Annotated in this window: 20 protein-coding genes; 6 read left to right on the plus strand and 14 right to left on the minus strand. The window is 67.5% G+C overall.

All coding sequences use genetic code 11. From position 1 onward, the window contains the following. Nucleotides 1–104 precede the first annotated feature (104 nt). Both IP89_RS14115 and IP89_RS14120 read right to left on the minus strand, forming a co-directional pair. Nucleotides 105–1433 carry an LLM class flavin-dependent oxidoreductase gene (locus tag IP89_RS14115; protein ID WP_043310212.1) on the minus strand — a complete coding sequence of 443 codons (1329 nt, stop codon included), beginning with the start codon at nt 1431–1433 and terminating at the stop codon, nt 105–107. 81 nt (nt 1434–1514) lie between these two features. Beyond that, nucleotides 1515–3731, minus strand: a complete 2217-nt coding sequence (locus IP89_RS14120) for a TonB-dependent receptor (RefSeq protein ID WP_081963254.1) — start codon at nt 3729–3731, stop codon at nt 1515–1517. Nucleotides 3732–4020: 289 nt separating this feature from the next. Here IP89_RS14120 and IP89_RS14125 point away from each other — a divergent pair, with 289 nt between their 5' ends. The 3 genes from IP89_RS14125 to IP89_RS14135 all read left to right on the plus strand — a co-directional run bounded on the left by IP89_RS14125 (nt 4021) and on the right by IP89_RS14135 (nt 7572). Further along, nucleotides 4021–5067 carry a LacI family DNA-binding transcriptional regulator gene (locus IP89_RS14125; protein WP_043310230.1) on the plus strand — a complete coding sequence of 349 codons (1047 nt, stop codon included), beginning with the start codon at nt 4021–4023 and terminating at the stop codon, nt 5065–5067. 111 nt (nt 5068–5178) lie between these two features. After that, nucleotides 5179–6357, plus strand: coding sequence for an MFS transporter (locus IP89_RS14130; protein WP_043310213.1), 1179 nt, complete (start codon nt 5179–5181; stop codon nt 6355–6357). A 180-nt stretch (nt 6358–6537) separates the two neighbouring features. Continuing rightward, nucleotides 6538–7572 (plus strand): sensor domain-containing diguanylate cyclase, encoded by a 1035-nt coding sequence (locus IP89_RS14135; protein ID WP_043310214.1) that lies wholly within the window; start codon nt 6538–6540, stop codon nt 7570–7572. Nucleotides 7573–7576: 4 nt separating this feature from the next. Here the strand turns inward: IP89_RS14135 and IP89_RS14140 are convergent, their stop codons facing one another. The 8 genes from IP89_RS14140 to IP89_RS14175 form a co-directional block, all read right to left on the minus strand. After that, on the minus strand, nt 7577–8320 hold the full coding sequence (locus IP89_RS14140) for a class I SAM-dependent methyltransferase (protein ID WP_043310215.1): 744 nt from the start codon (nt 8318–8320) through the stop codon (nt 7577–7579). 109 nt (nt 8321–8429) lie between these two features. Further along, nucleotides 8430–9782, minus strand: coding sequence for an LLM class flavin-dependent oxidoreductase (locus IP89_RS14145; RefSeq protein ID WP_043310216.1), 1353 nt, complete (start codon nt 9780–9782; stop codon nt 8430–8432). A gap of 8 nt (nt 9783–9790) precedes the next feature. Next, nucleotides 9791–12130, minus strand: coding sequence for a TonB-dependent receptor (locus tag IP89_RS14150; protein WP_052081082.1), 2340 nt, complete (start codon nt 12128–12130; stop codon nt 9791–9793). 130 nt (nt 12131–12260) lie between these two features. Next, nucleotides 12261–13328, minus strand: a complete 1068-nt coding sequence (locus tag IP89_RS14155; protein ID WP_052081083.1) for an AraC family transcriptional regulator — start codon at nt 13326–13328, stop codon at nt 12261–12263. 8 nt (nt 13329–13336) lie between these two features. Further along, nucleotides 13337–13957, minus strand: coding sequence for a glutathione S-transferase N-terminal domain-containing protein (locus tag IP89_RS14160; RefSeq protein WP_043310217.1), 621 nt, complete (start codon nt 13955–13957; stop codon nt 13337–13339). A 72-nt stretch (nt 13958–14029) separates the two neighbouring features. Then, nucleotides 14030–14923 (minus strand): TauD/TfdA family dioxygenase, encoded by an 894-nt coding sequence (locus IP89_RS14165; RefSeq protein WP_043310218.1) that lies wholly within the window; start codon nt 14921–14923, stop codon nt 14030–14032. Nucleotides 14924–14933: 10 nt separating this feature from the next. Beyond that, nucleotides 14934–15848, minus strand: coding sequence for a TauD/TfdA family dioxygenase (locus IP89_RS14170; protein WP_043310219.1), 915 nt, complete (start codon nt 15846–15848; stop codon nt 14934–14936). 37 nt (nt 15849–15885) lie between these two features. Next, nucleotides 15886–18270 carry a TonB-dependent receptor gene (locus IP89_RS14175; protein ID WP_081963255.1) on the minus strand — a complete coding sequence of 795 codons (2385 nt, stop codon included), beginning with the start codon at nt 18268–18270 and terminating at the stop codon, nt 15886–15888. A 328-nt stretch (nt 18271–18598) separates the two neighbouring features. Between IP89_RS14175 and IP89_RS14180 the strand changes: the two genes are divergently transcribed. The 3 genes from IP89_RS14180 (at nt 18599) to IP89_RS14190 (ending at nt 21674) form a co-directional block, all read left to right on the plus strand. After that, nucleotides 18599–19522 carry a LysR family transcriptional regulator gene (locus IP89_RS14180; protein ID WP_043310221.1) on the plus strand — a complete coding sequence of 308 codons (924 nt, stop codon included), beginning with the start codon at nt 18599–18601 and terminating at the stop codon, nt 19520–19522. A 91-nt stretch (nt 19523–19613) separates the two neighbouring features. Continuing rightward, nucleotides 19614–20750 carry an FMNH2-dependent alkanesulfonate monooxygenase gene (gene ssuD, locus IP89_RS14185; protein WP_043310223.1) on the plus strand — a complete coding sequence of 379 codons (1137 nt, stop codon included), beginning with the start codon at nt 19614–19616 and terminating at the stop codon, nt 20748–20750. Between the two features lie 180 nt (nt 20751–20930). Beyond that, nucleotides 20931–21674 (plus strand): ABC transporter substrate-binding protein, encoded by a 744-nt coding sequence (locus IP89_RS14190; protein WP_043310225.1) that lies wholly within the window; start codon nt 20931–20933, stop codon nt 21672–21674. Between the two features lie 3 nt (nt 21675–21677). On the opposite strand, the gene IP89_RS14195 is transcribed toward IP89_RS14190, so the two are convergent. The 4 genes from IP89_RS14195 to IP89_RS23735 form a co-directional block, all read right to left on the minus strand. Continuing rightward, a complete protein-coding gene (locus IP89_RS14195) occupies nt 21678–21860 on the minus strand; it encodes a hypothetical protein (protein WP_043310226.1) in 183 nt (60 codons plus the stop codon). 126 nt (nt 21861–21986) lie between these two features. Next, a complete protein-coding gene (locus IP89_RS14200) occupies nt 21987–22730 on the minus strand; it encodes a sulfite exporter TauE/SafE family protein (protein WP_043310227.1) in 744 nt (247 codons plus the stop codon). Nucleotides 22731–22770: 40 nt separating this feature from the next. Beyond that, a complete protein-coding gene (locus IP89_RS14205) occupies nt 22771–24480 on the minus strand; it encodes an amidase (protein WP_043310228.1) in 1710 nt (569 codons plus the stop codon). Between the two features lie 224 nt (nt 24481–24704). Next, the coding region (locus tag IP89_RS23735; RefSeq protein WP_256203149.1) for a hypothetical protein at nt 24705–24813 on the minus strand (109 nt) is incomplete at its 5' end.

Genomic DNA, 24813 nt, shown 5'->3' on the forward strand with positions numbered 1-24813 from the left:
GGGGGGGGGGGGGGGGGGGGGGGGGGGGGTTTCCAGGCAGCTCCGAGCTGCCCATGGCCCCCTCACCCCGGCCCTCTCCCGGAGGGAGAGGGAGGAGTTCGGCGTCAGGTGAAGAAGGGATTGCGCGGATACGGCAGGCCGAGGTGCTCGCGCAGGGTGCGGCCACGGTACTCGGTGCGGAACAGGCCACGCCGTTGCAGCTCGGGCACCACCTGGGTGGCGACGTCTTCCAGGCCCAGCGGCAGGTGCGGCACCAGCACGTTGAAGCCGTCGGCGCCGCGGCCCTCGAACCAGGCCTGCAGCTCGTCGGCGATCTGCGTCGGCGTGCCGATCAGGCTGTGGTGGCCACGCCCGCCGGCGATACGCCGGCCGAGTTGGGCCAGGGTCAGTTGCTCGCTGCCGGCCAGTTCGGTGAGCAGTTTCTGCCGGCTCTGCTGGCCGTTCTCGGTCAGCGGCAGTTCCGGCAGCGGGCCGTCCAGCGGGTAGCCGGACAGGTCGAAGTTGCCGAGCATGCGCCCAAGCAGGGCCACCCCCACTTCCGGCTCGACCAGCTCCTGGAACTGCTCGAACTTTTCGCGGGCCTCGGCCTCGCTGGCGCCGACCACGATGAACACGCCGGGCATGATCTTCAGCTCGTCCTCGCCGCGCCCATACTTGGCCAGGCGGCCCTTGAGGTCGGCGTAGAAGGCCTGGGCCTTGGCCAGCGAAGTCTGCGCGGTGAACACCACCTCGGCGGTTTCGGCAGCCAACTCGCGGCCGGTTTCCGAGGAACCGGCCTGCACCACCACCGGCCGGCCCTGGGGTGAGCGGGCGACGTTGAGCGGGCCCTGTACGCGGAAGTGCTCGCCGTGGTGATTCAACACCTGCAGCTTGGCCGGGTCGTAGAACTGGCCGCTGGCCTGGTCGTGGACGAAGGCATCGTCCGCCCAGCTGTCCCACAGGCCGCGCACCACCTGGTGGAATTCGCGGGCCCGCGAGTAGCGCTCGGCATGCGGGATGTGCGCGTCGCGGCCGAAGTTGAAGGCCTCGGCGGCGGCGTCCGAGGTCACCAGGTTCCAGCCGGCGCGGCCACCGGAGAGGTGGTCCAGCGAGGCGAACTTGCGCGCCACGTGGTAGGGCTCGTTGTAGCTGGTGGTCACCGTGCTCACCAGGCCGATGCGCTCGGTGATGGCGGACAGTGCCGAGAGCAGGGTCAACGGCTCGAAGTACACCGAGCGCGAGGTGTGGCTGGCGATGGCATCGGTGGACGCGGCCACGCTATCGGCAACGAACAGCGCATCGAACTTGGCCGCCTCGGCGATTTGCGCGGCACGGCGGTACTGGCCGAAGTCCAGCGGGTTGGCCACCACGTCCGGGTGGCGCCAGGCGGCGATGTGGTGGCCGCCGGCCATGAGGAAGGCGCCGAGGCTGAGTTGACGGGGAGAATCGCTCATCGAATGGGTTCCTTACATTGGCTTTGCAGGCCACCCGGCCGCTCTGCGGCGGCGCGGGTGGATGGGCACGCAAGGCCTCGATCAGAAGTCCTTGCGCAGCTGCACGCCGAAGTAGCGCTGGTCGTCACGTGGCACCGCGCGGTAGATGTAGCTGCCACCACTGGCCAGGGCCTGGGAGTAGGACTTGTCGGCGAGGTTCTTGCCGAGCAGGGCCACGCGCCAGCCGTCGTTGTAGTCGGCCAGGGCGATGCTGGCGTTCCAGATGCCGTAGGCGCCCTGCACCGTGTCCGGGTTCTGGTCGAGGCTGAACTGCACCTCGTCCTGCCAGCTGTAATCGGTGCTCAGCTCCACATCCAGGCCGTTGTCCAGCGGGATGCTGTAGTCGGCACGCACGTAGCTCTTCCAGTCCGGGGTGAACGGCAGGCGGCCGCCGTCGATATCGCAGGTCGCGGCCGCGCCGGTCGGGCAGTTGAAGTGATCGACGCGCGCCTTGGTGTAGGCCAGCGACGCCGAGAACTTGAGCTGGCTGGTGGCCTGCAGGCTGGCATCCAGCTCGACGCCCTGGGTCTTCACGCTGCCGGCGTTGATCAGGCGGGTCACCACCTGGTTGGCCACGGTGTCGAAGAAGTTGGCCTGGTAGTCGTCGTAGTCGGTGTGGAACACGGCCAGGTTGGCGGTCAGGCGGTTGTTCCACGCCGTGCTCTTGAGGCCCACCTCGTAGGAGTCGGAGGTCTCCGGCTTGAGCGCCTCGGTGTCGCGCGGCTGCATGTTGAAGAAGGTGTTGTAGGCCGGGCCCTTGTAGCCGCGCGAGTAGGTTACGTAGCCGGTGAGGTTGTCGGTGAAGTCGTACTGCAGGCCGGTGCGACCGCTGAAGCCGTCTTCATCCACCGAGCCTTCGCTGCTGGTCGACGGCTGGATGCCGGTGACCGCGGTGGCCGAAGTAGACACGCGACGGTGGTCGTATTCCAGGTCGTCGTGGGTCCAGCGCAGGCCGAGCAGCGCGCGTAAGTCGTCGGTGAAGTTGAAGGTGTTCTCGCCGAACAGCGCCACGCTGTCGTTGGTCACGCTGTAGTCGGCGCGGCCGTGGTTGAGCACGCCGGCGTTGGTCGACCAGCGCTGGTAGATCTCGTCGGACTTGCCGTGGAAGTAGTAGGCGCCGAGCACGTACTCGTTGAATTCACCCTTGGGCGAGGTCAGGCGAAACTCCTGCGAGTACTGGTCGTAGTCCACCTCACCCTTGTCGTGGGAAGCGGTCAGTGGCAGCTGGGCGCTGCGGTCGCCGTCCTGGTACTGGGTATTGTCCCAGCCACGCCAGGCGGTGATCGAGGTCAGGGTGAAGTCGCCCAGCTGCCAGTCGGCCTGGCCGGACAGGCCGGTGTTGGTGTCCTCGACGTGAGTCTTGTAGTCGCTGTTGATCTTGCGGTTGTGGTCGCTCACCGAAACCGGGCGTAGCACGTTGGCGAAGGCCGCGCCGCTGGAGCTGATCACCCCGCTGGGCAGGGTGTCCTCACCGTCCATGTAGTCGCCGATCAGGGTGAATTTGAAGTCCTCGTTCGGCTCGAACTCCAGCTTTCCGCGCACGCCCTTGCGCTCGTAGCCGTTGACGTCGTGGCCGTTGTAGACGTTCTCGACGTTGCCGTCGTAGTCGCCCCACAGGGTGCTCAGCGAGCCCTTGAGGGTGTCGGTCAGGCGCCCGCCGATGCCGAAGCGCAGGCGGTTCTCGTTGCCGCCGCCGAAGTGCGAGTAGTCGACGTAGCCGCTGGTCTCTTCCGGCGCATCCTTGCTGACCACGTTGAGCACGCCGGCCGAGGCGTTCTTGCCGAACAGGGTGCCCTGCGGGCCGCGCAGCACTTCGATGCGCTGCAGGTCGAGCAGGTCCAGGGTGGACTGGCCGGGGCGGCCGAACACCACGCCGTCGACCACGGTGGCCACGGTCGGTTCGACGCCCGGCGAGGTGGAGATGGTGCCCACGCCGCGGATGAACAGCGAGGTGTCCTTGTTCGAGGCGCCGGCGCGGTAGTTCAGCGTCGGTACTTCTTGGACGATGGCGGCGACGTTGTTGCGGTTGCCGCGCTCGAGTTGCTCGCCGTCGATCACCGACACCGCCACCGGCACTTCCTGCAACGAGGCTTCGCGGCGGGTGGCGGTGACCGTCACGGTACCGAGGGTGGTGGCCTGCTCGGTGGCGGGAGCCTCGGCGGCGAACGCCGGCTGGCCGAGCACGGCCAGCAACACGGCACTGGCCAGCGGCGTGCGACGCAGGCGGAATGGGGAAACCTGGGAATTCTGAATATGCATCTACTTCTCTGCCCTGTTGAACCAGACGGAGCCCGCTATGGGGCCTTTCTCGGTCGCCGTAACCGGTCTGGTCTCGCTCGTGCGAGTGGCAGTGAAGGTCGGCGCATGAGCGCTTGTTAGCGCTAACATCGCCAGTATCAAAGCGAACCTAATAGATCGTCAAATAATTAAAAATTACTTTTATATTCCATAAATGAAATTTACTGAGTCCGCCACGCAAGTGTTTGTTAGCGCTAACAAATACAGTATGGTGATCCGCTTTCGTAGCTGAAATGGACTCGTGGTCGCCGTGAGCAGCAACAAGGGATCCCCGCGCAAACGCCGTGGTGCAGGACGCGTCACCCTCAACCAGGTGGCCAGCCATGCCGGCGTTTCAGCGATCAGCGTGTCGCGTTTCTTCAACCAGCCGGAACAGGTATCCGGCGAGCTGCGCGAGCGCATCCAGGCGGCGGTGACCGAGCTCGGCTACGTGCCCAATCTGGTGGCCGGCGGCCTGGCCTCGGCACGCGGGCGCATCGTCGGCATGGTCATCCCGAACATCTCCGGACCGATCTTCGCCGCCACCATCCAAGGCTTCAGCGACACCCTGGCCAAGCACGGCTACCAGCTGCTGCTGGCCTCCAGCTACTTCTCCGAGGAGCAGGAAGAAAGCGCCGTGCGTGCCTTCCTCGGCTGGTCGCCCGCGGCGCTGGTGGTCACCAGCCACTTCCACAGCGCCGGCACCGAAAAAATGCTGGCCGACGCCGACATCCCGGTGGTGGAGATCTGGGACTACTGCCCCGAGCGCGCACCGCTGCAGGTTGGCTTCCTGCATTACGAAGTGGGCGTGACCGCCACCCGCCATCTGCTGCAGCAGGGTTACCAGCGCATCGCCTTCGTGCAGAACAGCGCTGCCGGCGACTTCAGCGCCCTGGAGCGCCGTGATGGCTACGCCGCCACCCTGAGCGAGGCCGGGCTGGAGCCCTGGGTGTTCGTGCCCACGGCCGACGCCAAGCCGTTCGAGGCAGGCAAACAGGCGATGGACACGTTGATGAAGCGCAGCCCGCGCCCGGACGCCATCGTCTTCGCCAACGACAACCTGGCCGCCGGCGCCCTGCTCGCCGGCCAGCGCGCCGGCCTGAAGATTCCTCAGGACTGCGCGGTGATCGGCTTCGGTGACTACCCCTTCGCCGAGATGCTGCTGCCCAGCCTGACCACCGTACGCCCGCCGGCTCAGGAGATCGGCGAGATCGCCGCGCTGCGCGTGTTGCAGAGCCTCGGCGCGGTGGAGGCGGACGGCGAACCGGCGCGCCTGAACCTGCTGCAGTGCCAGTTGGTGGTCAGGGAAAGCGCCTGAACATGTCCATTTAAGAGGCTGATAAGGCATAATCGCCGCCTTCCTGCCCTATACCCAGCCCCGCGCGAGGACCCGTTCCTTGGTGCGATGGCGTCGTTTTCCGGATAGCCCATGCACCCCAGTACCCTGCTCTCCCTGCCCCTGCTGGCCCTCGCCCTCGGCGGCTTCGTCGTCGGCAGCAGCGAATTCATCATCATGGGCCTGCTGCCCGAAGTGGCCGCCGACCTGGGCGTCAGCCTGTCCGATGCCGGCCTGCTGGTCAGCGCCTATGCCATGGGCGTGGTGATCGGTGCACCGCTGCTCGGCCCGCTGCTCGGCCGCCTGCCACGCAAGCAGGCGCTGTTCTGGCTGATGGGCACCTACGCGCTGGGCAACCTCGGCTGCGCCCTGGCCCCGGATTACCACTGGCTGCTGGCGATGCGCATGCTCACCGCCTTCAGCCACGCCGGCTTCTTCGGCTGTGCCACCCTGCTGGCGGCGGAACTGGCGCCCGTGCATCGCCGCGCCTCGGCCATGGCTCTGGTGCTCAGCGGCCTGACCATCGCCAACGTGCTCGGCGTGCCACTCGGTGCCTGGCTGGGCCAGGCCACCAGTTGGCGGGTGACCTTCGCCGTGGTCGCGGTGATCGGCCTGCTCGCCCTGCTGGCCCAGGCCCTGTGGCTGCCCAAGGTGGCGCCGCCGATGCACGGCGCCCAGGGCGCCTGGTCAGGCATCCTGCGCAAGCCGGTGCTGCATGCGCTGGCGGTGTGCAGCCTGACCTCGGTGGCGCTGTTCAGCGTGTTCACCTACGTCGCCCCGCTGCTGCGCGATATCAGCGGTTTCAGTCCATCGCAGAGCAACGGCGCGCTGCTGCTGTTCGGCCTCGGCCTGACCCTCGGCAACCTGCTCGGCGGGCGCCTGGCCGACCGTGGCGTGCGCCACGCCATCCCGCTGGCCCTGTGCAGCGGCCTGGCGTGCATGCTGATCTACTACGCCTTCGGCACCTCGCAGCTACTGACCCTGGCACTGCTGTTCGCCTGGGGCGTGGCCAGCTTCGCCGTGTCCTCGCCGCTGCAGCTGCTGCTGGTGGAACAGGCCGGCGAGTCGGCCAGCCTGGCCGCCACCCTCAGCCACGCGGCGTTCAACCTGGGCAACGCCAGCGGCGCCTTCCTCGGTGGCCTGTGGCTGAGCGCCAACTACGGCCTGCCGCAGCTGCCGCTGTTCGGCGCCGCCCTGCTGGCCGTGGCCGCGCTGGTGGCCTGGCCGCTGCCACGCCTGCGCACGGCGCGCGAGCGTTTCGAGCAGCACTGAGTCGGCGCGACCGGCGCCTGGCGGCCGTCTAACCGGCGTGCCAGGCGCCCTCGATGGGCGCTGCTACGACTATCAACATCCTGTAATCGGCTCTGGGTCACCATCGGGCACTCCAGAGCTGTTCAGCCGTCGCTGAATTGGCTAAAAATCCGCATATCCGTTCGCTAACGAAGTGCGCCCATGGATCAGATACTTTCGCTTCTCTCGGAAACCGTCCCCAAAGCCCGCAACCTGGAGGAGCTGACGCGGCCCTTGCTGACGCTGCTCGGCCAGGTCACCGGCATGGAGTCGACCTACCTGACCACCATCAACACCGACGAGGGCGTACAGCGCGTCGAGTTCGCCCGCAACGTCGGCAGCATGGAGATTCCCGAAGGGCTGGTGGTGCCCTGGGCCGATACCCTGTGCAAGCGCGCCCTGGACGAGAACCGCATGTACTCGGACAACGTCGCCGAATGCTGGGGCGATTCCGAGGCCGCTGCGGCCCTGGGCATCCGCACTTATGTGAGTGCCCCGATCCGCGCCCAGGACGGCCAGGTGCTGGGCACCGTCTGCGCCGCCAGCTCCGCCCAGGTAGCACGCGCGGCAGATGTGGAGCCGCTGCTGATGCTGTTGTCCGGGCTGCTGAGCTATTCCCTCGAGCGTGAGCGCCTGGTTGGGCGCCTGCAGGTGGCCAATAGCGAGCTGGCCAAGCTGGCCCTGACCGACGCCCTGACCGGGCTACCCAACCGCCGTGCGGTGCTCAGCGACTTCGCCCACCTGTTCGCCCTGGCCCAGCGCGAGAGCCGCTACATCCTGGCGGCGGTGATCGACCTGGATGGTTTCAAGCAGATCAACGATACCCATGGCCACCTGGCCGGCGACCAGTTCCTCTGCGGCGTCGCCGCCCAGCTGCAGCACGGTATGCGCGCCAGCGACATCTTCGGCCGTACCGGTGGCGATGAATTCGTGGTGATCGCCCTCGGCACGCCGGCCGATCACACCGATCTGACCATCGACATGCGCGAAGCCGCGCAGCATCTGCAGGAACGCCTGACCAACGCGACCATCGGCCGCTACGAGCTGGGCAATGGCCTCGAAGCGCTGTACTACACCGGCGCCAGTGTCGGCGTGGTGGCGGTGATCCCGGACAACATGACCACCGAAGAGGCGATCAAGCTGGCCGACCGCGAGATGTACCGGGTCAAGCAGCAGCGCAAGCTGCAGAAGCACTAGGAATCTAGCGTTTCACACAGACAAACAACGCATTGCCTGAAGCCCCGTCCCAGGGCTCGATGCGCTGGTAGTCGTGCTCGAACACCTGCACCTCGAAATGCACCTCTAGCAGCTGCTGCAGCTCGGCGAAGCTCAGGGCGACCATCGGGTGTTCGTCCTGCCAGGCCTGGGTCACCCCGGCCGTGGTCTTCTCGATGCTCAGGCGCAGTGCCTGGCGCTCGCCCTCGCCGCCGTAGTACCAGCCGGAGCCGAAGGCGAACAGGCTGCCCTCGTGCACCACGCTGTGACGGACGAAGGAGCGGTTGTCGATCTTGTGCTTGTCCACCGCGTTGAAGCAGAACACCCCGCCCTCGGCGAGCGCGGCATGCACGCTGGCCAGGCACTGGCGCAGCTTGGCCAGCCCGGCGTTGTAGTGGATCGAGTAGAGGAAGCAGGTGATCAGATCTTGCGGCTCATCCACCTGAAAGTCGGCCATGTCCTGCCGACTGAAGTGCGCCTCGGGACAGCGCTGTTGGGCGATATCCAGCATCGGCTGGTTGATGTCCAGGCCGGCGCTGCGGTAGCCGAAGTCGAGGAAGTGCCGCACATGCGGGCCGGTGCCGCAGGCCAGGTCCAGATGGTTGCGCCCCTGCGTGCCGAACAGCTGGTGCAGGCGGTGCACGCTGTGGCTCTGCGCCTGGTAGTCGATGTCGGCGCACATCAGGTCGTAGTAGGCGGACAGGTCGGTGTACAGCACGTTGGTGGACATAGGCGGCCAGCAGGTTGGGCAGGGATTTCGGCGCGGCATGGTACCTCAAGCCGCGCCGCCCTCCTCCACAAACAGACAACCCGCAGTTTCGCTTCGGGTTGCTGTCCAGCTAGGCCGACTGCCGAGCCCTGGCACCTGCGGCGTAGCGACTGGCTGGCCGCACCAGGCCGAGGTTGTCGCGCAGGGTCTGGCCCTCGTACTCGTGGCGGAACAGTCCGCGGCGCTGCAGCTCCGGCACCACCTGATCGACGAACTGGTCGAGGCCTTCCGGCAGGAACGGTGGCATGACGTTGAAGCCGTCCGCCGCGCCCTGGGTGAACCACTCCTCCAGCACATCGGCGACCTGCAGCGGCGTGCCGACCACCGTGTTGTGCCCACGCGCGCCGGCGATCTTCAGGTATAGCTGGCGGATGGTCAGGTTTTCGCGCCGCGCTAGCTCGATGAACAGCGCCTGGCGGCTCTTCATCGCGTTGCTTTCCGGCAGCTCCGGCAGCGGCCCGTCCAGCGGGTACTGCGACAGGTCGAAACCACCGGCCATGCCGGCCAGCAGGCCGAGGCCGACGCGCGGGTCGATCAGTTCCTGCAGCTCGGCGAACTTGTCCTCCGCCTCGCTCTGCGTCGCGCCGAGCACCGGCGAAATGCCGGGCATGATCTTCAGCTCGTCCGCCGTGCGCCCGTACTTGCCCAGCCGGCCCTTGAGGTCGGCGTAGAAGTCCTGAGCGCCAGCCAGGGTCTGCTGCGCGGTGAACACCACTTCGGCGGTGCGCGCAGCCAGCTCCTTGCCCGGCTCGGACGAGCCGGCCTGTACCAGCACCGGGTAGCCCTGCGGCGCGCGCGGGATGTTCAGCGGCCCGCGCACCCGTGGGTAATGCGCGCCACGGTGGTCGAGCACGTGCACCTTGGCCGGGTCGAAGAACTGCCCGCTGGCCTGGTCACGGACGAAGGCATCGTCGTCGAAGCTGTCCCACAGGCCGGTGGCGATATCGATGAACTCCTCGGCGCGGGCGTAGCGATCGGCGTGCTGATCGATGCGCTCGAGGCCGAAGTTCTGCGCCTCCAGGTCGGTGGCCGAGGTCACCAGGTTCCAGCCGCTGCGCCCGCCGGACAGGTGGTCTAGCGAGGCGAAACGGCGTGCCAGGCCATACGGCTCGTTGAAGGTGGTCGACACCGTGCTGATCAGGCCGATGCGCTCGGTCACCGCGGCCAGGCCGGCGAGCAGGATCAGCGGGTCGAACACGTCGCCACCGGTGGTCAGGCTGGCCAGCTCGGGCGGGCCCATCAGCGCTAGGTTGTCGGCGAAGAAGATGGCGTCGAACTTGCCGCGCTCGGCAGTCTGCGCCACCCGCTTGAAGTGGGCGAAGTCCAGCCCGCCACCGGCCCAGGCGCGTGGGTGGCGCCAGGCGGCCAGGTGGTGGCCGCTGCTCATCAGGAAAGCGCCGAGGCGAATCTTTCTCTCACTCATGCTCCACCTCAGAAGTCGTAGCGCAGGCTCACGCCAGCGGTGCGCGGCTGGCCCAGCGAGCCGGTGTACAGGCCATTGCCGGCGGAACCGACAGCCAGGTAGTACTCCTTGTCGCCGGCGTTCTTCAGCCACAGCGAGGCGTCCAGCTGGCCGTCGCCGAGGTCGGTACGCAGGCCGGCGGCGAGGTTGACCAGACCGTAGCCGTCGATCTTCGACAGCTCGGAGTTGTCCAGCGTGCCTTCGGCCTCGGAGCGGTACGAGTAGCTGCCGGCAACATAGGGCTGCAGGCGGTTTTCCAGCTGCCAGGCGTATTCGCCGCTGAAGTTGCCAATCCACTTGGAGGCGCCCGCCACGCGTTCGCCGGACAGGTCGCAGGTGGCCGGCGCACCCGGCAGCGTGGCGATTTCCGCCGGGCACGGCGCATCTTCGAAGCGCAGGTAGGTGACGTCGTTGTACGAGCCGTTGAAGCGCAGGGTCAGGCCGCGCAGCGGCAGTGCGGTGGCCTCGAACTCGACGCCACGCGAGCGCAGCTTGCCGGCGTTGGACAACACCTGGTAGCCGGTGACCGAGCCCGGCGGCTGGTACCAGGTGGTGGCCTGGTAGCCGTGGATGCCGGTCCAGAAGATGTTGCCGTTGACCTGCAGGCGGTTGTCCAGCCAGGCGCTCTTCAGGCCCAGTTCGGCGTCGTTGGCGCGCTCCGGGCCGACCAGCAGCGAGTCGGCGCCGGCCGCCGGGGCGGAACCCACGGCCAGGTTGACCCCGCCGGACTTCTCGCCGTGGGACAGCGAGGCGTAGCCGAGCAGGTCCGGGTTGAACTGGTAGCTCAGGCTCAGCAGCATCGAGGGTGCTGCGTTGTACAGGCTGAGGTCGCCGGAATCGTAGGCGCCGACCTGGCTCTCGCGGATGATCGCACCCAGGCCGCCAACCGCCGCGCCGCCAGTGGGGGCGAAGCGTTTGACCCGCGCCTGCTTCTCCTCATAGGTGCCGCGCACGCCGGCGGTGAAGTCGAGCTTGTCGGTGAGGTGCCAGGTGCCCTGGGCGAACAGGGCGAAGCTGTTGGTATCGACCTTGCCGTTGGTCTTGGTGCTGACGTTGTTCAGCGCATCGGTGTTGAAGCCGACCAGGTTGAGGTCGGCCAGCGGGCCGAGGTCGGTGAAGATGCGGTTGCCCAGGTCCTGCTTGAAGGCGTAGGCGCCGAGCACGTAGTCGAAGCTGTCGCTGCTCGGCGAGGCCAGGCGCACCTCCTGGGAGAACTGGCGGTCGTGCACCTCGTAGCCGTAATCGTTGATCACCGCCACGTCGAGCTGGTCGGCGTCGTTGGCCGGGTTGAAGTGCCAGTAGCGGTAGGCGCTGATCGAGGTCAGGGTGTAGCCACCATCCAGGTTCCAGTTGGCCTCCAGCGAATGGCCGTTCTGGTGCACGCTGACGTTCTGCCGCGCGTCGATATTGCTGCGGCCGATCTGCGGCGAGGCGCCGACCAGGGTCGCGCGGTCCCAGAACTTCTGCGCGGCGCCGTAGATCACCGAGCTGCCGGAGCTGGAGTTTTCCTCGTTGTAGTCGCTGATCCAGCGCAGGCTGAAGTCGTCGTTGGGCTGGAACAGCAGCTGGCCACGCAGGCCTTCGCGCTCGCCGCCTAGCAGGGTGCGGCCGTCATGGTCGTTGTCCAGGTAGCCGTCCTCGCGAGTGCGGTAGAAGCCGAAACGCCCGGCCAGGGTGTCGGTCAGGCCGCCGGAGACCGAGCCCTTGCCCTGGAAGTAGCCGCGCTCGCCACCGGAGACTTCCAGCGTGCGCTCGGGAGTGAAGGTCGGCTTGCGCGTGCTGATGTTCAGCACGCCGGCGGTGGTGTTCTTGCCGAACAGGGTGCCCTGCGGGCCGCGCAGTAGTTCCAGCTGCTCGATGTCGAGCAGGTCGAAGGCGGCCATGCCCGGGCGGCCCAGGTAGACGTTGTCCAGGTAAACCCCGGCGCTGCCTTCCAGGCCGTCGCTGGCCGGGTTGTTGCCGATGCCGCGCACCGCCAGGCTGGAAACGCGAGCGTGCACGTAGGCGACGTTGACGCTGGGCAGCGCCTGCTGCAGATCCTGGATGCGGTAGACCTTCTGGCTCTCCAGGTCGGCGCCGCTCAGCGCGGTGATCGGCGTCGGTACTGTCTGCGCATCTTCGGCGCGGCGGCGCGCGGTGACGGTGATCTTGTCGAGGGTCGGCACGTCGGCCTCGACGCTTTCGGCGGCGACCTGCGGCGCCTCGCTCTCGGCGGCCTGCAGCAACTGCGGCAGCGCCAGCAGCAGGGCCAGGCTCAGGGGTTTCAACACTGCGCCGGCGACAGCCGGGCCATGGGCGATGGGGTGCATGGGTACTCCTAAAGCACGGGCAGAGGGATGGCGAATCGCGGGTTCGCCTTGATACCGATGCTAGGGAGCGCCAGGGGGCGAGGATGGGCCTCGGCGGACAAGCCATAGTCCGCCGCGGACAAATGCCGTGCTAGACGGCCAGTTCCAGTGCCGCGCGCAGTTGCTCGCGGCGCACCCCGGGCAGGCGCGTGGCCGGCTGCAGGGCATGCCGCCGCCATTGTCCGGGAGTTTCCCCGGTCCAGCGGCGGAAGGCGCGGTTGAAGCTGCTCGGTTCGTTGAAACCGAGGCGATAGCATACCTCGTTGACCGAGCATTCGGCCTCGCGCAGGTAGTCGAAGGCCAGGCGCCGGCGGCTGTCGTCGAGTAGTTCCTTGAAGCTGGTGTCCTGCTTCTGCAGGTGACGGTGCAGGTTGCGCACGCTCATGCCCAGGGCCTCGGCCACAGCGCCCTGCTGCACTTCGCCGAGCGGCAGCTGGCGCACGATGGCGTCGCGCACGCGGCCGGCCAGGTCCGGCGGCGACAAGCGCTGCAGGTAGGCGTTCATCACCCGGTCGAGGCCGCTGGCGACCTCGCGATTGCCAGTGCGCAGTACCTGGGCCAGAGGCTGGGCGGCATATTCGATGGCGTTGCACGGCGCATCGAAACGTACCGGGCAACCGAGCAGGTTCTCCCAGGGGAGCACATCGGCCGGGCGCGCGCGGGCCAGTTCCACCGCGGTGATGAACTCCATCTCCGCCCAGCTCTGCCGGGTCAGGCGCACGGCGCAGGCGATCAGCGCCTCGGTGGCAATCTGCTCGGCGTGCACGCCGGGCATGGGCCGGTAGAACAGCCGGTAGCGGCTGCCCTGCTCGATCAGTTCGAGGTTGGCCGAGGTGGTCACCACCGCCGAATAGCGCACCACGCGCTCCAAGGCCTCGGCGATGGTCACGCTGCTCTGGATGGCGAAAAGCAGACCGTGGAAATCGGTAGGAAAGCAGTGCCGCGCCACGCGCAGGCCGAAGCAGTCGTCGCCGCTGACACGGCGTGCGGCGCGCCACAGGCGGCTCATCAGCACCACCGGAATGCGCCGCTCGCCATCGGCCAGCCAGGCAGGGTCGATGCCGGCTTCGCGCAGCAGCTCGGCGCTGGCGAAGCCTTCGGCGTCCAGGGCCCGGCTCACGGCCTGGGCCCAGGTGGCGATGGTGTGAACTTCGGCCACGGCGAGCCTCAGAGCAGGCCTTCGGCACGCAGCGCCTGCTGCACGCCCGGGCGCGCGGCCCATTGCTCGCGTACACGGGCCACGCCGGTGAGCTGGTCGAACGGCTTGCCGATACGCAGCAGCCAGCTGGCGAACACGCCGAGGTAGGCGTCGGCCAGGGTGAAGCGCTCGCCGACCAGCCACTGGCGATTCTGCAGGTGCGTGTCGATGTGCTCGAAGGCCTTGTACAGCTGCTGCACGGCCTGGGCGCGGATGCCCGGGTGCGCGGCCTCGTCCGCCGAGTAGCGCTCGGGGCGGTTGAGCGGGCGGAACGAGGCGGTGTGCACTTCCGCCGCCAGGTAGCCGAGCCAGCTCTGGATCTGCGCACGTTCGGCACTGCCGGCCGGAGCGAACAGCGGCGTGCCGGGCACCTGGTCGGCCAGGTACGGCAGGATCGCGCTGTTCTCGGTGATCAGCGTGCCGTCGTCCAGTTGCAGGGCCGGCACGCGGCCCAGCGGGTTGATGGCGTGGATCGGCGAATCCGGCGTGCGCAGGGCCACCTTCTCTACCTGGATCGGCAGACCCAGCTCGTGCACGGCGATGTGCGAGGCCAGCGAGCAGGCGCCGGGGGAAATGTACAGGGTACTCATGGATGTGCTCTCTCGAATGGCGTGCCGCCCTCCTCCCCGGCCACCTCGTGGCGACCGGGGATTCGTGGCGGTTTAGAACGGCCGGCTGCCGGCCAGGCTGATGCGTTTCAGGCGGCGGCGCTGGGTGGCCGGGAAGGCGTTGCGCGCATGCAGGGTGGCCTGGTTGTCCCAGTACACGATGTCGCCCACTTCCCACTTGTGGGTGTAGTAGAAGCGTGGGTCCTGCAGGTGCTCGCGCAAGCGGCCGATCAGCGCGGCGCCTTTCTCCGGGTCGTAGCCGGGAATCTCCACCTCGGTGTGCACGCTGAGGAACAGCAGGCGCTTGCCGCTCTCCGGATGCACGCGCACCAGCGGGTGCTCGGTGCCCTGGATCGGCTCGATGTCCGGGGTGCGGTAGGTGACGAATCCGCCACCGCCGTAGCCGCCGTTCTTGATGCGCACGAAGGGGTTGTAGTTGATCAGCCTGAGGCCATCGATCTCGCGACGGGTGTCCTCATCCAGCGCGCTATAGGCCAGGGCCAGGTTGGTCCAGCTGGTCTCGCCGCCCTGCTCCGGCACTTCCAGGGCGTAGAGCAGCGAGCCGGCCGACGGCGTCGGCGTCCACTGGTGGTCGGTGTGCGCCGGCAGGGCGAAGTTGCCCAGTTCGCCGTCGCCGGTGTTGGCCACCTTGACGATATCCGGCGCCTTGCCATCGGCCCCGGAGGACAGCACGGCGAAGTCCGGGTGCGGCTGGAACACCGAGCCGAACCAGGAGGTGAAGCGCAGGAACTGCGCGTCATCCAGCTGCTGCTTCTTGAAGATCAGGATGTGGTGGTCACGCAGGGCCTGCTTGAGGGCGAGGATCTGCTCCGGCGTCGGGTCGACACGTGCATCCAGGTTGTGGATCTCGGCGCCCAGCGGCGCGGCCAGCGGCTGGATATGCAGGCCGTCGACGGGTTGGCGCAGAGCGGTCACGTTGCTGCTCATGGGATTTTCCTCAACCTTTGCGGGTGGTCTGGCTGCGGCGGCCATCGATGCTTACCGGCACATCGCCGGCCAGGGTCACGCGGCGCACGATGCGGTCCTGCTGGCCGTAGTCGTCGACGGCGTAGTGCTGGGTCGCGCGGTTGTCCCAGATGGCCACGTCGCCCTCGGTCCAGCGCCAGCGCACAGTGTTCTCCAGGCGAGTGACATGGCCCTGGAAGATGTCGAACAGGCGCTGCGAGTCATCGCGCGACAGGCCCTTGATGCGTTTGACGAAGTGGCCGAGCAGCAGGCTGCGCTTGCCGCTCACCGGGTGTACGCGCACCAGCGGGTGCTCGGTCTCGTAGACGGTGGAGGCGAACACCTTGCGGTATTCCTCCAGCTTGGCCAGCTCGACGTTGGGACGCACGCCGGCGTAGTCGTACTCGTTGCTGTGCACGGCCCAGAGCTTGTCGGCCAGCTCGCGCAGCTCCGGCGAGAGGTCCTGGTAGGCGGCCTCGGTGTTGGCCCAGACGGTGTCGCCACCGGACTTGGCGGCCACCACCGAGCGCAGGATCGAAGCCTTGGGATAGGCGTCGACGAAGGTCACGTCGGTGTGCCAGGAATTGGCGCGCTGGCCCTGGGCGCCGTCCAGTTCGAGCAGATAGTGGGTACCTTCGCGCACCGGCACGGTGGGGTGCGCGATCGGCTCGCCGAGCAGCTTGGCGAAGGCCTCCTGGGCCTGGTCGTCGAGATGGTTCTGGGCGCGGAAGAACAGCACCTTGTGCTCCACCAGCGCGGCCTGGATGGCCTCGATGGTGGCGGCATCCAGCTCGGCGGACAGGTTGATGTTGCGTATCTCGGCGCCGATACGGCCGGCGACCGGGTGGATGTCGAGTTGTACTGCGGTTTGTGTGGAGGTTGGTACGGCGATTGCGGCATTGCTCATGGTGTCTCTCCTTGAGGTTTGGCTGTGCGGCAGCCGGTCAGAAGTCGTAACGCAGGGTCACGCCGGCGGTGCGCGGCTGGCCCACGGAGGCGGTGTAAGCGCCGTTGGTCATGGCGAAGGCGGTCAGGTAGTAGTCCTCATCGGTGGCGTTGCGGATCCACACCGAGGTATCCAGCTCACCCTCGCCCAGGTCGGCGCGCACACCGGCAGCCAGGTTGAGCAGGCCGTAGCCGTCGATCTTCGAAAGCTCGGAGTTGTCCAGCGTGCCCTCGGCCTCGGAGCGGTAGGAGTAGCCGGCGTTGACGTACGGACGCAGGCCGCCATCGAGCTGCCAGGCGTACTCGCCGTTGACGTTGCCGATCCATTTCGAGGCGCCGACCACACGCTCGCCGGTCAGGTCGCACTTGGCAGTCGGGTTGACCGTGCTGACCTCGCCCGGGCACGGCGCGTCCTTGAAGCTCAGGTAGGTGACGTCGTTGTAGGAACCGTTGAAGTTCAGGGTCAGGCCGCGGATCGGCAGGTAGGTGGCCTCGAACTCCACGCCGCGCGAACGCACGCTGCCGGCGTTGGCCAGCACCGACACCGGGGTCGGCGAGCTGGCGTTGGTGGTCAGGGTGGTGGCCTGGTAACCGTGGATGCCGGTCCAGAACACGTTGGCGTTGAACAGCAGGCGGCCGTCGTTGAGCGTGCTCTTGAAGCCCAGCTCGGCGTCGTTGGCGCGCTCCGGGCCGACCACCAGCGAGTCGGAACCGTAGCCAAACACCGGCGCAGTCAGGTTCACCCCGCCGGACTTCTCACCGTGGGACAGCGTGGCGTAGCCGAGCAGGTCGTCGGTGAAGCGGTAGCTCAAGCTGAGCAGGCCGGACGGCGAGGCGTTGTGCAGGCCGAAGTCGCCGGTATCGAGGGCACCCATCTGGCGCTCGCGCGCCGCGTTGAGCGGCGGAATACCTGACAGGTCCGCGCCGCCTTCGGGAGCGAAGCGATGCAGGCGCGCGGTCTTTTCCTCGTAGGTGCCGCGGATGCCGGCGGTGAAGTCGAGCTTGTCGGTCAGGTGCCAGTTGCCTTGGGCGAACAGGGCGAAGCTGTCGGTCTCGATCTTGCCGTTGGTCTGGGTGCGCACGTTGTTGAAGATGCCGGTGTTGGCACCGGTCAGGAACAGGTCGGCGTAGGGGCCGAAGTCCTGCACGGTCTTGTTGCCCAGGTTCTGGTTGAACAGGTAGGCGCCGAGCACGTAGTCGAAGCTGCCGCCAGTGGGCGACGCCAGGCGGAATTCCTGAGAGAACTGCCGGTCGTGCACTTCCACGCCGCTGTGGGTGAAGGCCTCGACATCGGTGAGGTCGGCGTCGTTGCGCGGGATGAAGTGCCAGTAGCGGTAGCCGCTGATGGAGGTGAAGGTGTAGCCGCTATCGAGGTTCCAGTTGGCCTCCAGCGAGCTGCCGCCCTGCCACACGCTAACCGACTGCACACCGTCGATGTTCACTTCGCGCTTCTTCGGGTCGTACTGCGGGTTGGCGCCGATCAGCGCGGCGCGCTCGCGGAAGCGGTCGCTCACGCCGTACAGGGCCCACACGCCGTTGCTGGATTTCTCCTGGTTGTAGTCGGTGATCCAGCGCAGGCTGAAGTCGTCGTTGGGCTCGAACAGCAGCTGGCCACGGGCGCCCTCGCGCTCGCCGCCGACGAAGGTGCGGCTGTCGTGCTGGTTGTCGATATAGCCGTCGTCACGGGTGCGGTAGGCCGACAGGCGCCCGGCCAGGGTCTCGGTCAGCGGCCCGGAGACGGTGCCCTTGCCCTGGAACAGACCGCGCTCGCCGCCGGTGATCTCGACGTGGCGCTCGGGAGTGAAGGTCGGCTTGCGGGTGCTGATGTTGATCACCCCGGCCGTGGTGTTCTTGCCGAACAGGGTGCCCTGCGGGCCGCGCAGCAACTCCAGCTGCTCGACGTCGAGCAGATCGAATACGGCCATGCCGGGGCGGCCGAGGTAGATGTTGTCCAGGTAGATCCCGGCGCTGCCTTCCAGGCCGTCGCTGGCCGGGTTGTTGCCGATGCCGCGCACCGCCACGCTGGACTGGCGCGCATGGATATAGGCGACGTTGACGCTGGGCAGGACCTGCTGCAGGTCCTGCACCTTGTACACCTTCTGCTGCTCCAGGGTGGCGCCGCTCAAGGTGGTGATCGGGGTCGGCACGTCCTGCACGTTTTCCTCGCGGCGGCGCGCGGCGGTCACGGTGACGGTGCTCAGCGCCTGCTCCTCGGCCTCCGGCGTGGCGGCGGCCTCCTCGGCATGGCTCTGACCGGGCGCGGCCAGGCTGCCCAGAGCGAGCAGCAGGGTCAGGGCGTATTCGGGAGTAGCCAGGCGCTGCAGCGACAACGGGCGTGCGACGGCTTGCGGCGTTCGGGCTTGCGACGTTCGAACATGACTCATCGGTGTTTTCCTTGGGCTGTGGCCCGCCGCCAAATCCGGGCAGCAAAGGGCCGCATCGCGCAGCTGGCGCGATGAACTGAAACGGTGGTGAAAGGTGAGTCCGCGCTAGTGGCGGCTCAGGAGCGGGTCAGCGACAGCGCAGCGCGGACCACGACGAAATAGGCATCTGCATGGTTCTCCCCCCAGGTTGCTCGGCCATATCTATATTCCATTTAGATCTAGTTTTATGAATTTACTTAGATTGACGGAATAAGAGCCTGCATTTAAAACCTGCACCACGGAAGGCACAAATGCCTTCTGCCTATATTTTCAATGCCGGGAACGCATCATGGATCTGCGCCAACTCCGCTACTTCCTCGCCCTTCACGAGCACCGCAGTTTCGTCCGCGCGGCCGATGCCATGGGCATCACCCAGCCAGCTTTCAGCCGCAGCATCCAGGGCCTGGAGCACGAGCTGGGCTGCGTACTGGTGGATCGTGCGAGCAAGGACCTGCGCCCCACGCCGGAAGGCCAGGTGGTGCTGCAGCACGCCCTGGCCCTGGTGCGTGGCGCCAGCAACCTGAGCCACGAGATCAACCAGATGACCAAGCTGGACGCCGGCGAGTTGCGCTTCGGCTGCGGTCCGGCGTTGGCCGCGCGCCTGGTGCCCGAGGCGCTGCTGCAGTTCATGCAGCGCTACCCGCGCATCCGCGCGCGCTTCGAGGTGAACAACTGGGAGAACCTGAGCCGCAGCCTGAGCCGCGACGAGATCGAGTTCTTCATCGCCGACATCCGCCACTTCGAGTCCGACCCCAGCGTGCAGACCCAGGCGCTGCGCCCGCGCCCCGGCCTGTTCTTCTGCCGCCCCGGACACCCGCTGCTGGCCAAGGAAAGCCTGTCGACCAACGACCTGTTCGACTACCCGCTGGCTGCCACGCGCATCCCCATGGGCGTGCGCAAGATGCTCGCCAACCTGAGCGGCAAGACCAGCTTCGACCCGCAGCTGGAATGCGAGCACTTCCCCCTGCTGGAGGAACTGGTACGCCGCAGCGACGCCGTCGGCGTGGCCACCCACGAGGCCCTGAGCGAGCCACTGGCGCGCGGCGAACTGGTGCAGCTGTACCTGCGCAACCTGCCCACCAACGTGGACAGCCTCAGCGCGCGCTGCGGCATCGTCACCCGCACCGGCTTCCGCCTGTCGCCGGCGGCCAGGGCGATGATCGAGCTGCTCACCAACCTGGACCAACAACAAAGCGTAACGGCGGCGGCCTGAACGGCGGCGCCGACTGACAACAAGCAATGCCACGCGTGCACCCATAGGGCACTTCGCCCCTTCTATCGACGATGGCAACGAGGACAACACAATGAGTCTGGATATCTTCTGGTTCCTGCCGACCTCCGGCGACACCCGCTACCTGGGCCACTCGGCCAGCGGCCGGCCAGCGACCAACGCCTACATGCGGCAGATCGCCGTGGCCGCCGACCAGCTCGGCTACGACGGCCTGCTGATTCCCACCGGCGCCAGCTGCCTGGACCCCTGGGTGACCGCCGCCAGCCTGGTGCCGGTAACCCAGCGCATCAAACTGCTGGTGGCCCTGCGCACCTCGCTGGGCAACCCCACCGCTTCGGCGCGCCAGGCTGCCAGCCTGGACCAGGCCAGCAATGGCCGCCTGCTGCTCAACGTGGTGCCCGGCGGTGATGCCACCGAACTGGCCGCCGATGGCGTGTTCCTCAAACATGACGAGCGCTACGAGGCCTCCGACGAGTTCCTCACCATCTGGCGGCGCCTGCTGCAGGGCGAGACCGTCGACTTCGAAGGCAAACACCTCAAAGTCGAGGGCGCGCAGAACTTCTTCACCCCGCTGCAGCAGCCCTACCCGCCCCTGTACTTCGGCGGTTCCTCGCCGGCTGCCCACGAGCTGGCAGCCAAGCATGTGGACGCCTATCTGACCTGGGGCGAGCCGCCGGCCGCGGTCGCCGAGAAGATCGCCGACGTGCGCGAGCGCGCTGCCAAACACGGCCGCACGGTGCGCTTCGGCGTGCGCCTGCACGTGATCGTGCGCGAGACCAACGAGGCCGCCTGGGCCGCTGCCGATGAGCTGATCAGCCACCTCGACGACGCCACCATCGCCGCCGCCCAGGCCAACTACGCCAAGATGGATTCGGTCGGCCAGCGGCGCATGGCCGAGCTGCACGGCGGCGACCGCAACAAGCTGGAAGTCGCGCCCAACCTGTGGGCCGGCGTCGGCCTGGTGCGTGGCGGTGCTGGTACCGCGCTGGTCGGTGATCCCGAGACCGTGGCCGCGCGCCTGCTAGAGTACGCCGAGCTGGGCGTCGACAGCTTCGTGCTGTCCGGCTACCCGCACTTGGAAGAGGCCTACCGCTTCGCCGAACTGGTGTTCCCGCTGCTACCCGGCAAGGGCAAGGTGACGGTGGACGGCGCCTTCACCGGTGGCGCCTTCGACATCCGCGCGGGCAAGGACAAAGGCCAGGCCGCGTAACGCCATACCTCTCTAGAAAGGCCCTTTCCAGGCTGCCAACAGCCTGCTGGGCTCGCCCTTTCGGCCACATCGATCCCGTATTTCCAAGCGCAGCCGTGCTAGCGTGCAGGCCATGTCCGATGGTCATCGCGTTGCCATACCGATGCGCCAGACTGGAGACCGCTGTTCAGGAAGATCGAGATGGTCAAGACACATCGCAGCTGGCTGTATGGCTGCGCTCTGTTACTGCGCGGCGGCGGCACGCTCTGGCCGCCCTTCAGCTACGAGGATGCGCAGGGCAACGCCCGCGGCATTGCCGTCGACATCGCCAGCCAGGTAGCCACGCAGAACGATCTGCAGCTGCAGTTCCTGTTCTACCCCACCCGCCGCCTCAACCTGCTGCTGGACAATGGCAGCCTCGATCTCAACTACGCCGACTCGCCGCTGTGGAATGGCCCGCAGGCGGACCAGCGCTTCGTCTACTCGCAGCCCTACCTGACGGTGCGCGAGTACCTCTACTTCCGCGCCGACCACCCTGCCCGCCTGCAGCTGCTGGAGCAATTGGACGGCCTGCGCATCGGCACCGTGCGCGGCTACAGCTACCCGCTGCTCGACCAGGCCATGGCCGGCGGCCGCCTGAAGGAAGTGGAAACCTCGGACGACGCGGTGCTGCTCGATCTGCTGCTGCGGGAGCGGGTGGACGCGATCGCCATGGTCGACGACGTGTTCGTCAACCTGCTGGCCGCGCGCCAGATCGCACCCACAGGCTTCACCCGCAGCGCACAGCTCAGCGAGGCGCCGCTGGTGATCAAGCTACAGCTGCGCCATGCCGAGCGCTTGCCGGCGGTAAACGCGACGCTGCGCAGGATGATGGAGAGTGGCGAGGTACAGCGCATCCGCCGCGCCTATCTGGGCAATGCAGCGGACGTGGCGGATGGGCGCTGAGACTTAGGCCGCCGACTCTTCGAAGGCCTGCACGGCGACCTCTGCCCGGCGGCGCAGGCGATCCAGCTCGGCCTGCTTGGCCACGCTGTCGATCGGGCCGTGGTCCTGCAAGAACCGCTTGAGAGCCGTGAAAGCGTCCATGCGCGCCTGCAGCAGGCGCTGCGCCTCGATGCTTGAGCGAGTCATCGAACCTCCAGGAGCATTCTGTGGCGCCGACCATCGGCGGCCAGGTGCACAGAGCCTAGAGCAGCGCTGCATATCCGTCGCAGTGGCAGGTGGTCGCAGGTACCTGCAACCCAGCAGTAGCGCCGGCTACAGCAGTTGCGGCAGGGACAGGGCGACCAGGATCACCCCGGAAATCGCCAGCAGGCCGAGCACGACGCGGCGGAACATCTGGTCGCTGATGCGGTGGTACAGGCGCACGCCGATCAGGGTGGGAATCAGGGTCGCGGCGATCACCGCCGGGAACAGGCCGAGCGCCTCCTGGGTAACGGTGCCGGACAACAGGTAGGCGACCATCACCAGCGCGTGCATGGCTAGGTTGAAGCCCTGGATCACCGCACGCTGGGTGTCGCGCTCCCAGCCCTTGAGCGTGGCCCACAACGCCGGCGCCGGACCGGTCAGCCCGCCGAGACCACCCATGATGCCGCCCAGCACGCCGACACCCACATCGGCAGCATGACCACCGCCGCGGATGCGCGGCAGCTCGGTGGACAGCAGCATGAGCGGGCACCAGATGGCCAGCAGCACGCCCACGCCGAGGCGGAACAGGGTTGGGTCGACCTGATGCAGCAACAGCACGCCGAGCGGCGCGCCGAGCAAACCGCCGGCGACCATCGGCAGCAGATGGCGCGCGGTGAAGATGCGCCGCAGCGCGCCGGCGGCCAGCAGCTGCCCGGTCAGCGAGCCGCAGACCACCAGTGGCCCGGTCAGCGTCGGCTCCAGCGCCCAGGCCCAGACGGCCATGGCCACCAGGCCGAAGTTGGAGCCGGACAGGCCCTGGACGAAGCTCGCCAGCACGGCGCCCAGCACCACGATCAGCAGCAGGCTATCCATGCGTCAGCGGCGCCCTCGCCTGAGGGGCACGCAGTCCGCCTCAGCCACGCTTGAGCGGCGGCGTGCGCGGTGGTACCAGGCGCTTGTTGCCGGTGGCTTCGTAGCCTGCGGCCAGGCTCAGCAGCTGGGCGTCGTCGTAGGCACGACCGGCGAAGGTCAGGCCCACCGGCATGCCGATGTCGGCCATCACGCCCATCGGCACGGTGACGGTGGGCACGCCCAGGTGGCGGATGGCGAGGTTGCCGTTGGCCACCCAGATGCCGTTGCTCCAGGCGATATCGGCGGACTGCGGATTCACGTCGGCATCGGCCGGGCCCACGTCGGCGACGGTGGGGAACAGCACGGCGTCGAGGCCCTGCTGGTCCATCCAGTCTTCGAGGTCGAGCTTGCGGGTCTTCTCCAGGCCGCGCAGGCCATCGGGCACGGTGGCGATCTGGTCCCAGGACTTGATGCCGCGCTTGGCCATGTTGACGTACTCGTCCATGCCCGCGGCCAGGTCGTCCTCGCGGTTCGGCAAGGTGCCCGGGTCGTGGGGGAAGATCTGCGGGCCGTCGACATCGGCCAGCTGGTTCAGCTGGGGATCACCGTTGGCACGGAGGAAGTCGTCGAAGGCCCAGCCGGACAGTTCCCAAAGCTCGTCATGCAGGAATTCCGGGCTGACGATGCCACGGTTGAACACGGTGGAGGCGCCGGGACGGTCGCCCTCGCAGTTGGACACCAGTGGGAACTCGACTTCGACCACTTCGGCGCCGGCCGCTTCCAGGGCCTTGCGCGAGGCTTCCCAGAGGTCGATCACCGAGGCACGGGTATTGATGCGCTGGCCGGTCGGGCCGCCGATACCGGGCTTCTCGCTGGTGCCGGCCGCCTCATCCTTGTTGATGAACATGCGCGGCACGCCCAGGCGCTTGCCCTTGAGCGCAGCAGTACCGCTGGCCAGGGCCAAGTAGCTGGCCGGGCGCACCTCGGCGACCGCCGGAATCGGTACCCAGGGCTGCAGGCGCCACAGGTCGCCACGCTTGTCCGGGTCCTCGGCGACCACCACTTCCAGCACTTCCAGCAGGTCGGCCATGGTCCGTGCATAGGGCACCACCACGTCCATGGTCGGGGTCAATGGCCAGTTGCCGCGCACCGAGATCACCCCGCGCGACGGGGTGTAGGCGCACAGGCCGTTGTTCGAGGCCGGGCCACGACCGCTGGACCAGGTCTCCTCGGCCAGGCCGAAGGCGGAGAAGCTGGCGGCGGTGGCAGTGCCGGCGCCGTTGGACGAGCCGGAGGCGAACGGCGCGGTCAGGTAGTCAGCGTTGTAGGGGCTCTCGGCACGGCCATAGACGCCGCGCTGCATGCCACCGTTGGCCATGGGCGGCATGTTGGTCTTGCCCAGGCAGATGGCGCCACCGGCGCGCAGGCGCTCGATGGTGAAGGCGTCGCGCTGGGCGACCAGGTCCTTGAAGGCCGGGCTGCCGGAGGCGGCGGTGAGACCCTTGACCAGGTAGCTGTCCTTGGCGGTGTAGGGAATGCCGTCCAGCGGGCCGAGGGTCTCGCCACGGGCGCGGCGGGCATCGGAGGCTTCGGCCTCGGCCAGCGCCTCGGGATTGCGTACCACCACAGCGTTGAGCTTGGTGGACGTGCTCGGGCCGTCGTAGGCATTGATCCTCGCCAGGTAGGCCTTGACCAGCTCTACCGCCGTGGTGCGACCGGATTCGAGCGCGGCGCGCAGTTCGGCAATGGAAACCTCGGTTACCTCGATCATCTTGTCCCCGCTAACGCTGATTGTTGTCCGGCGCACACCTGCGGCGGGCCGGACTTTGGAATTGGATGTCAATTATGTCAAACAGCAAGTCCGTTATGTCAAACACTCTCTGCGCGCCTGGTGCTCGGCGGCACACTGCAACGCCCTGCTAGAAGGTAGCCAAAACGCTGCAAGCGAGTCCCGACGCGGCCGGCCGGGTGTCGGACCGGCTGCGCCAGGCTTACTCAGATGCGGAAACTGCCGACCAGCTGCTGCAGACGAGCGGCCTGCCGTTCCAGATCGCCACAGGCGCGCAGGGTCGCCTGCAGGTTCTCCACGCCTTCCTGGTTGAGG

Origin of the sequence: Pseudomonas sp. ML96 (genome assembly GCF_000761545.1) — a bacterium.
Classification (GTDB): domain Bacteria; phylum Pseudomonadota; class Gammaproteobacteria; order Pseudomonadales; family Pseudomonadaceae; genus Aquipseudomonas.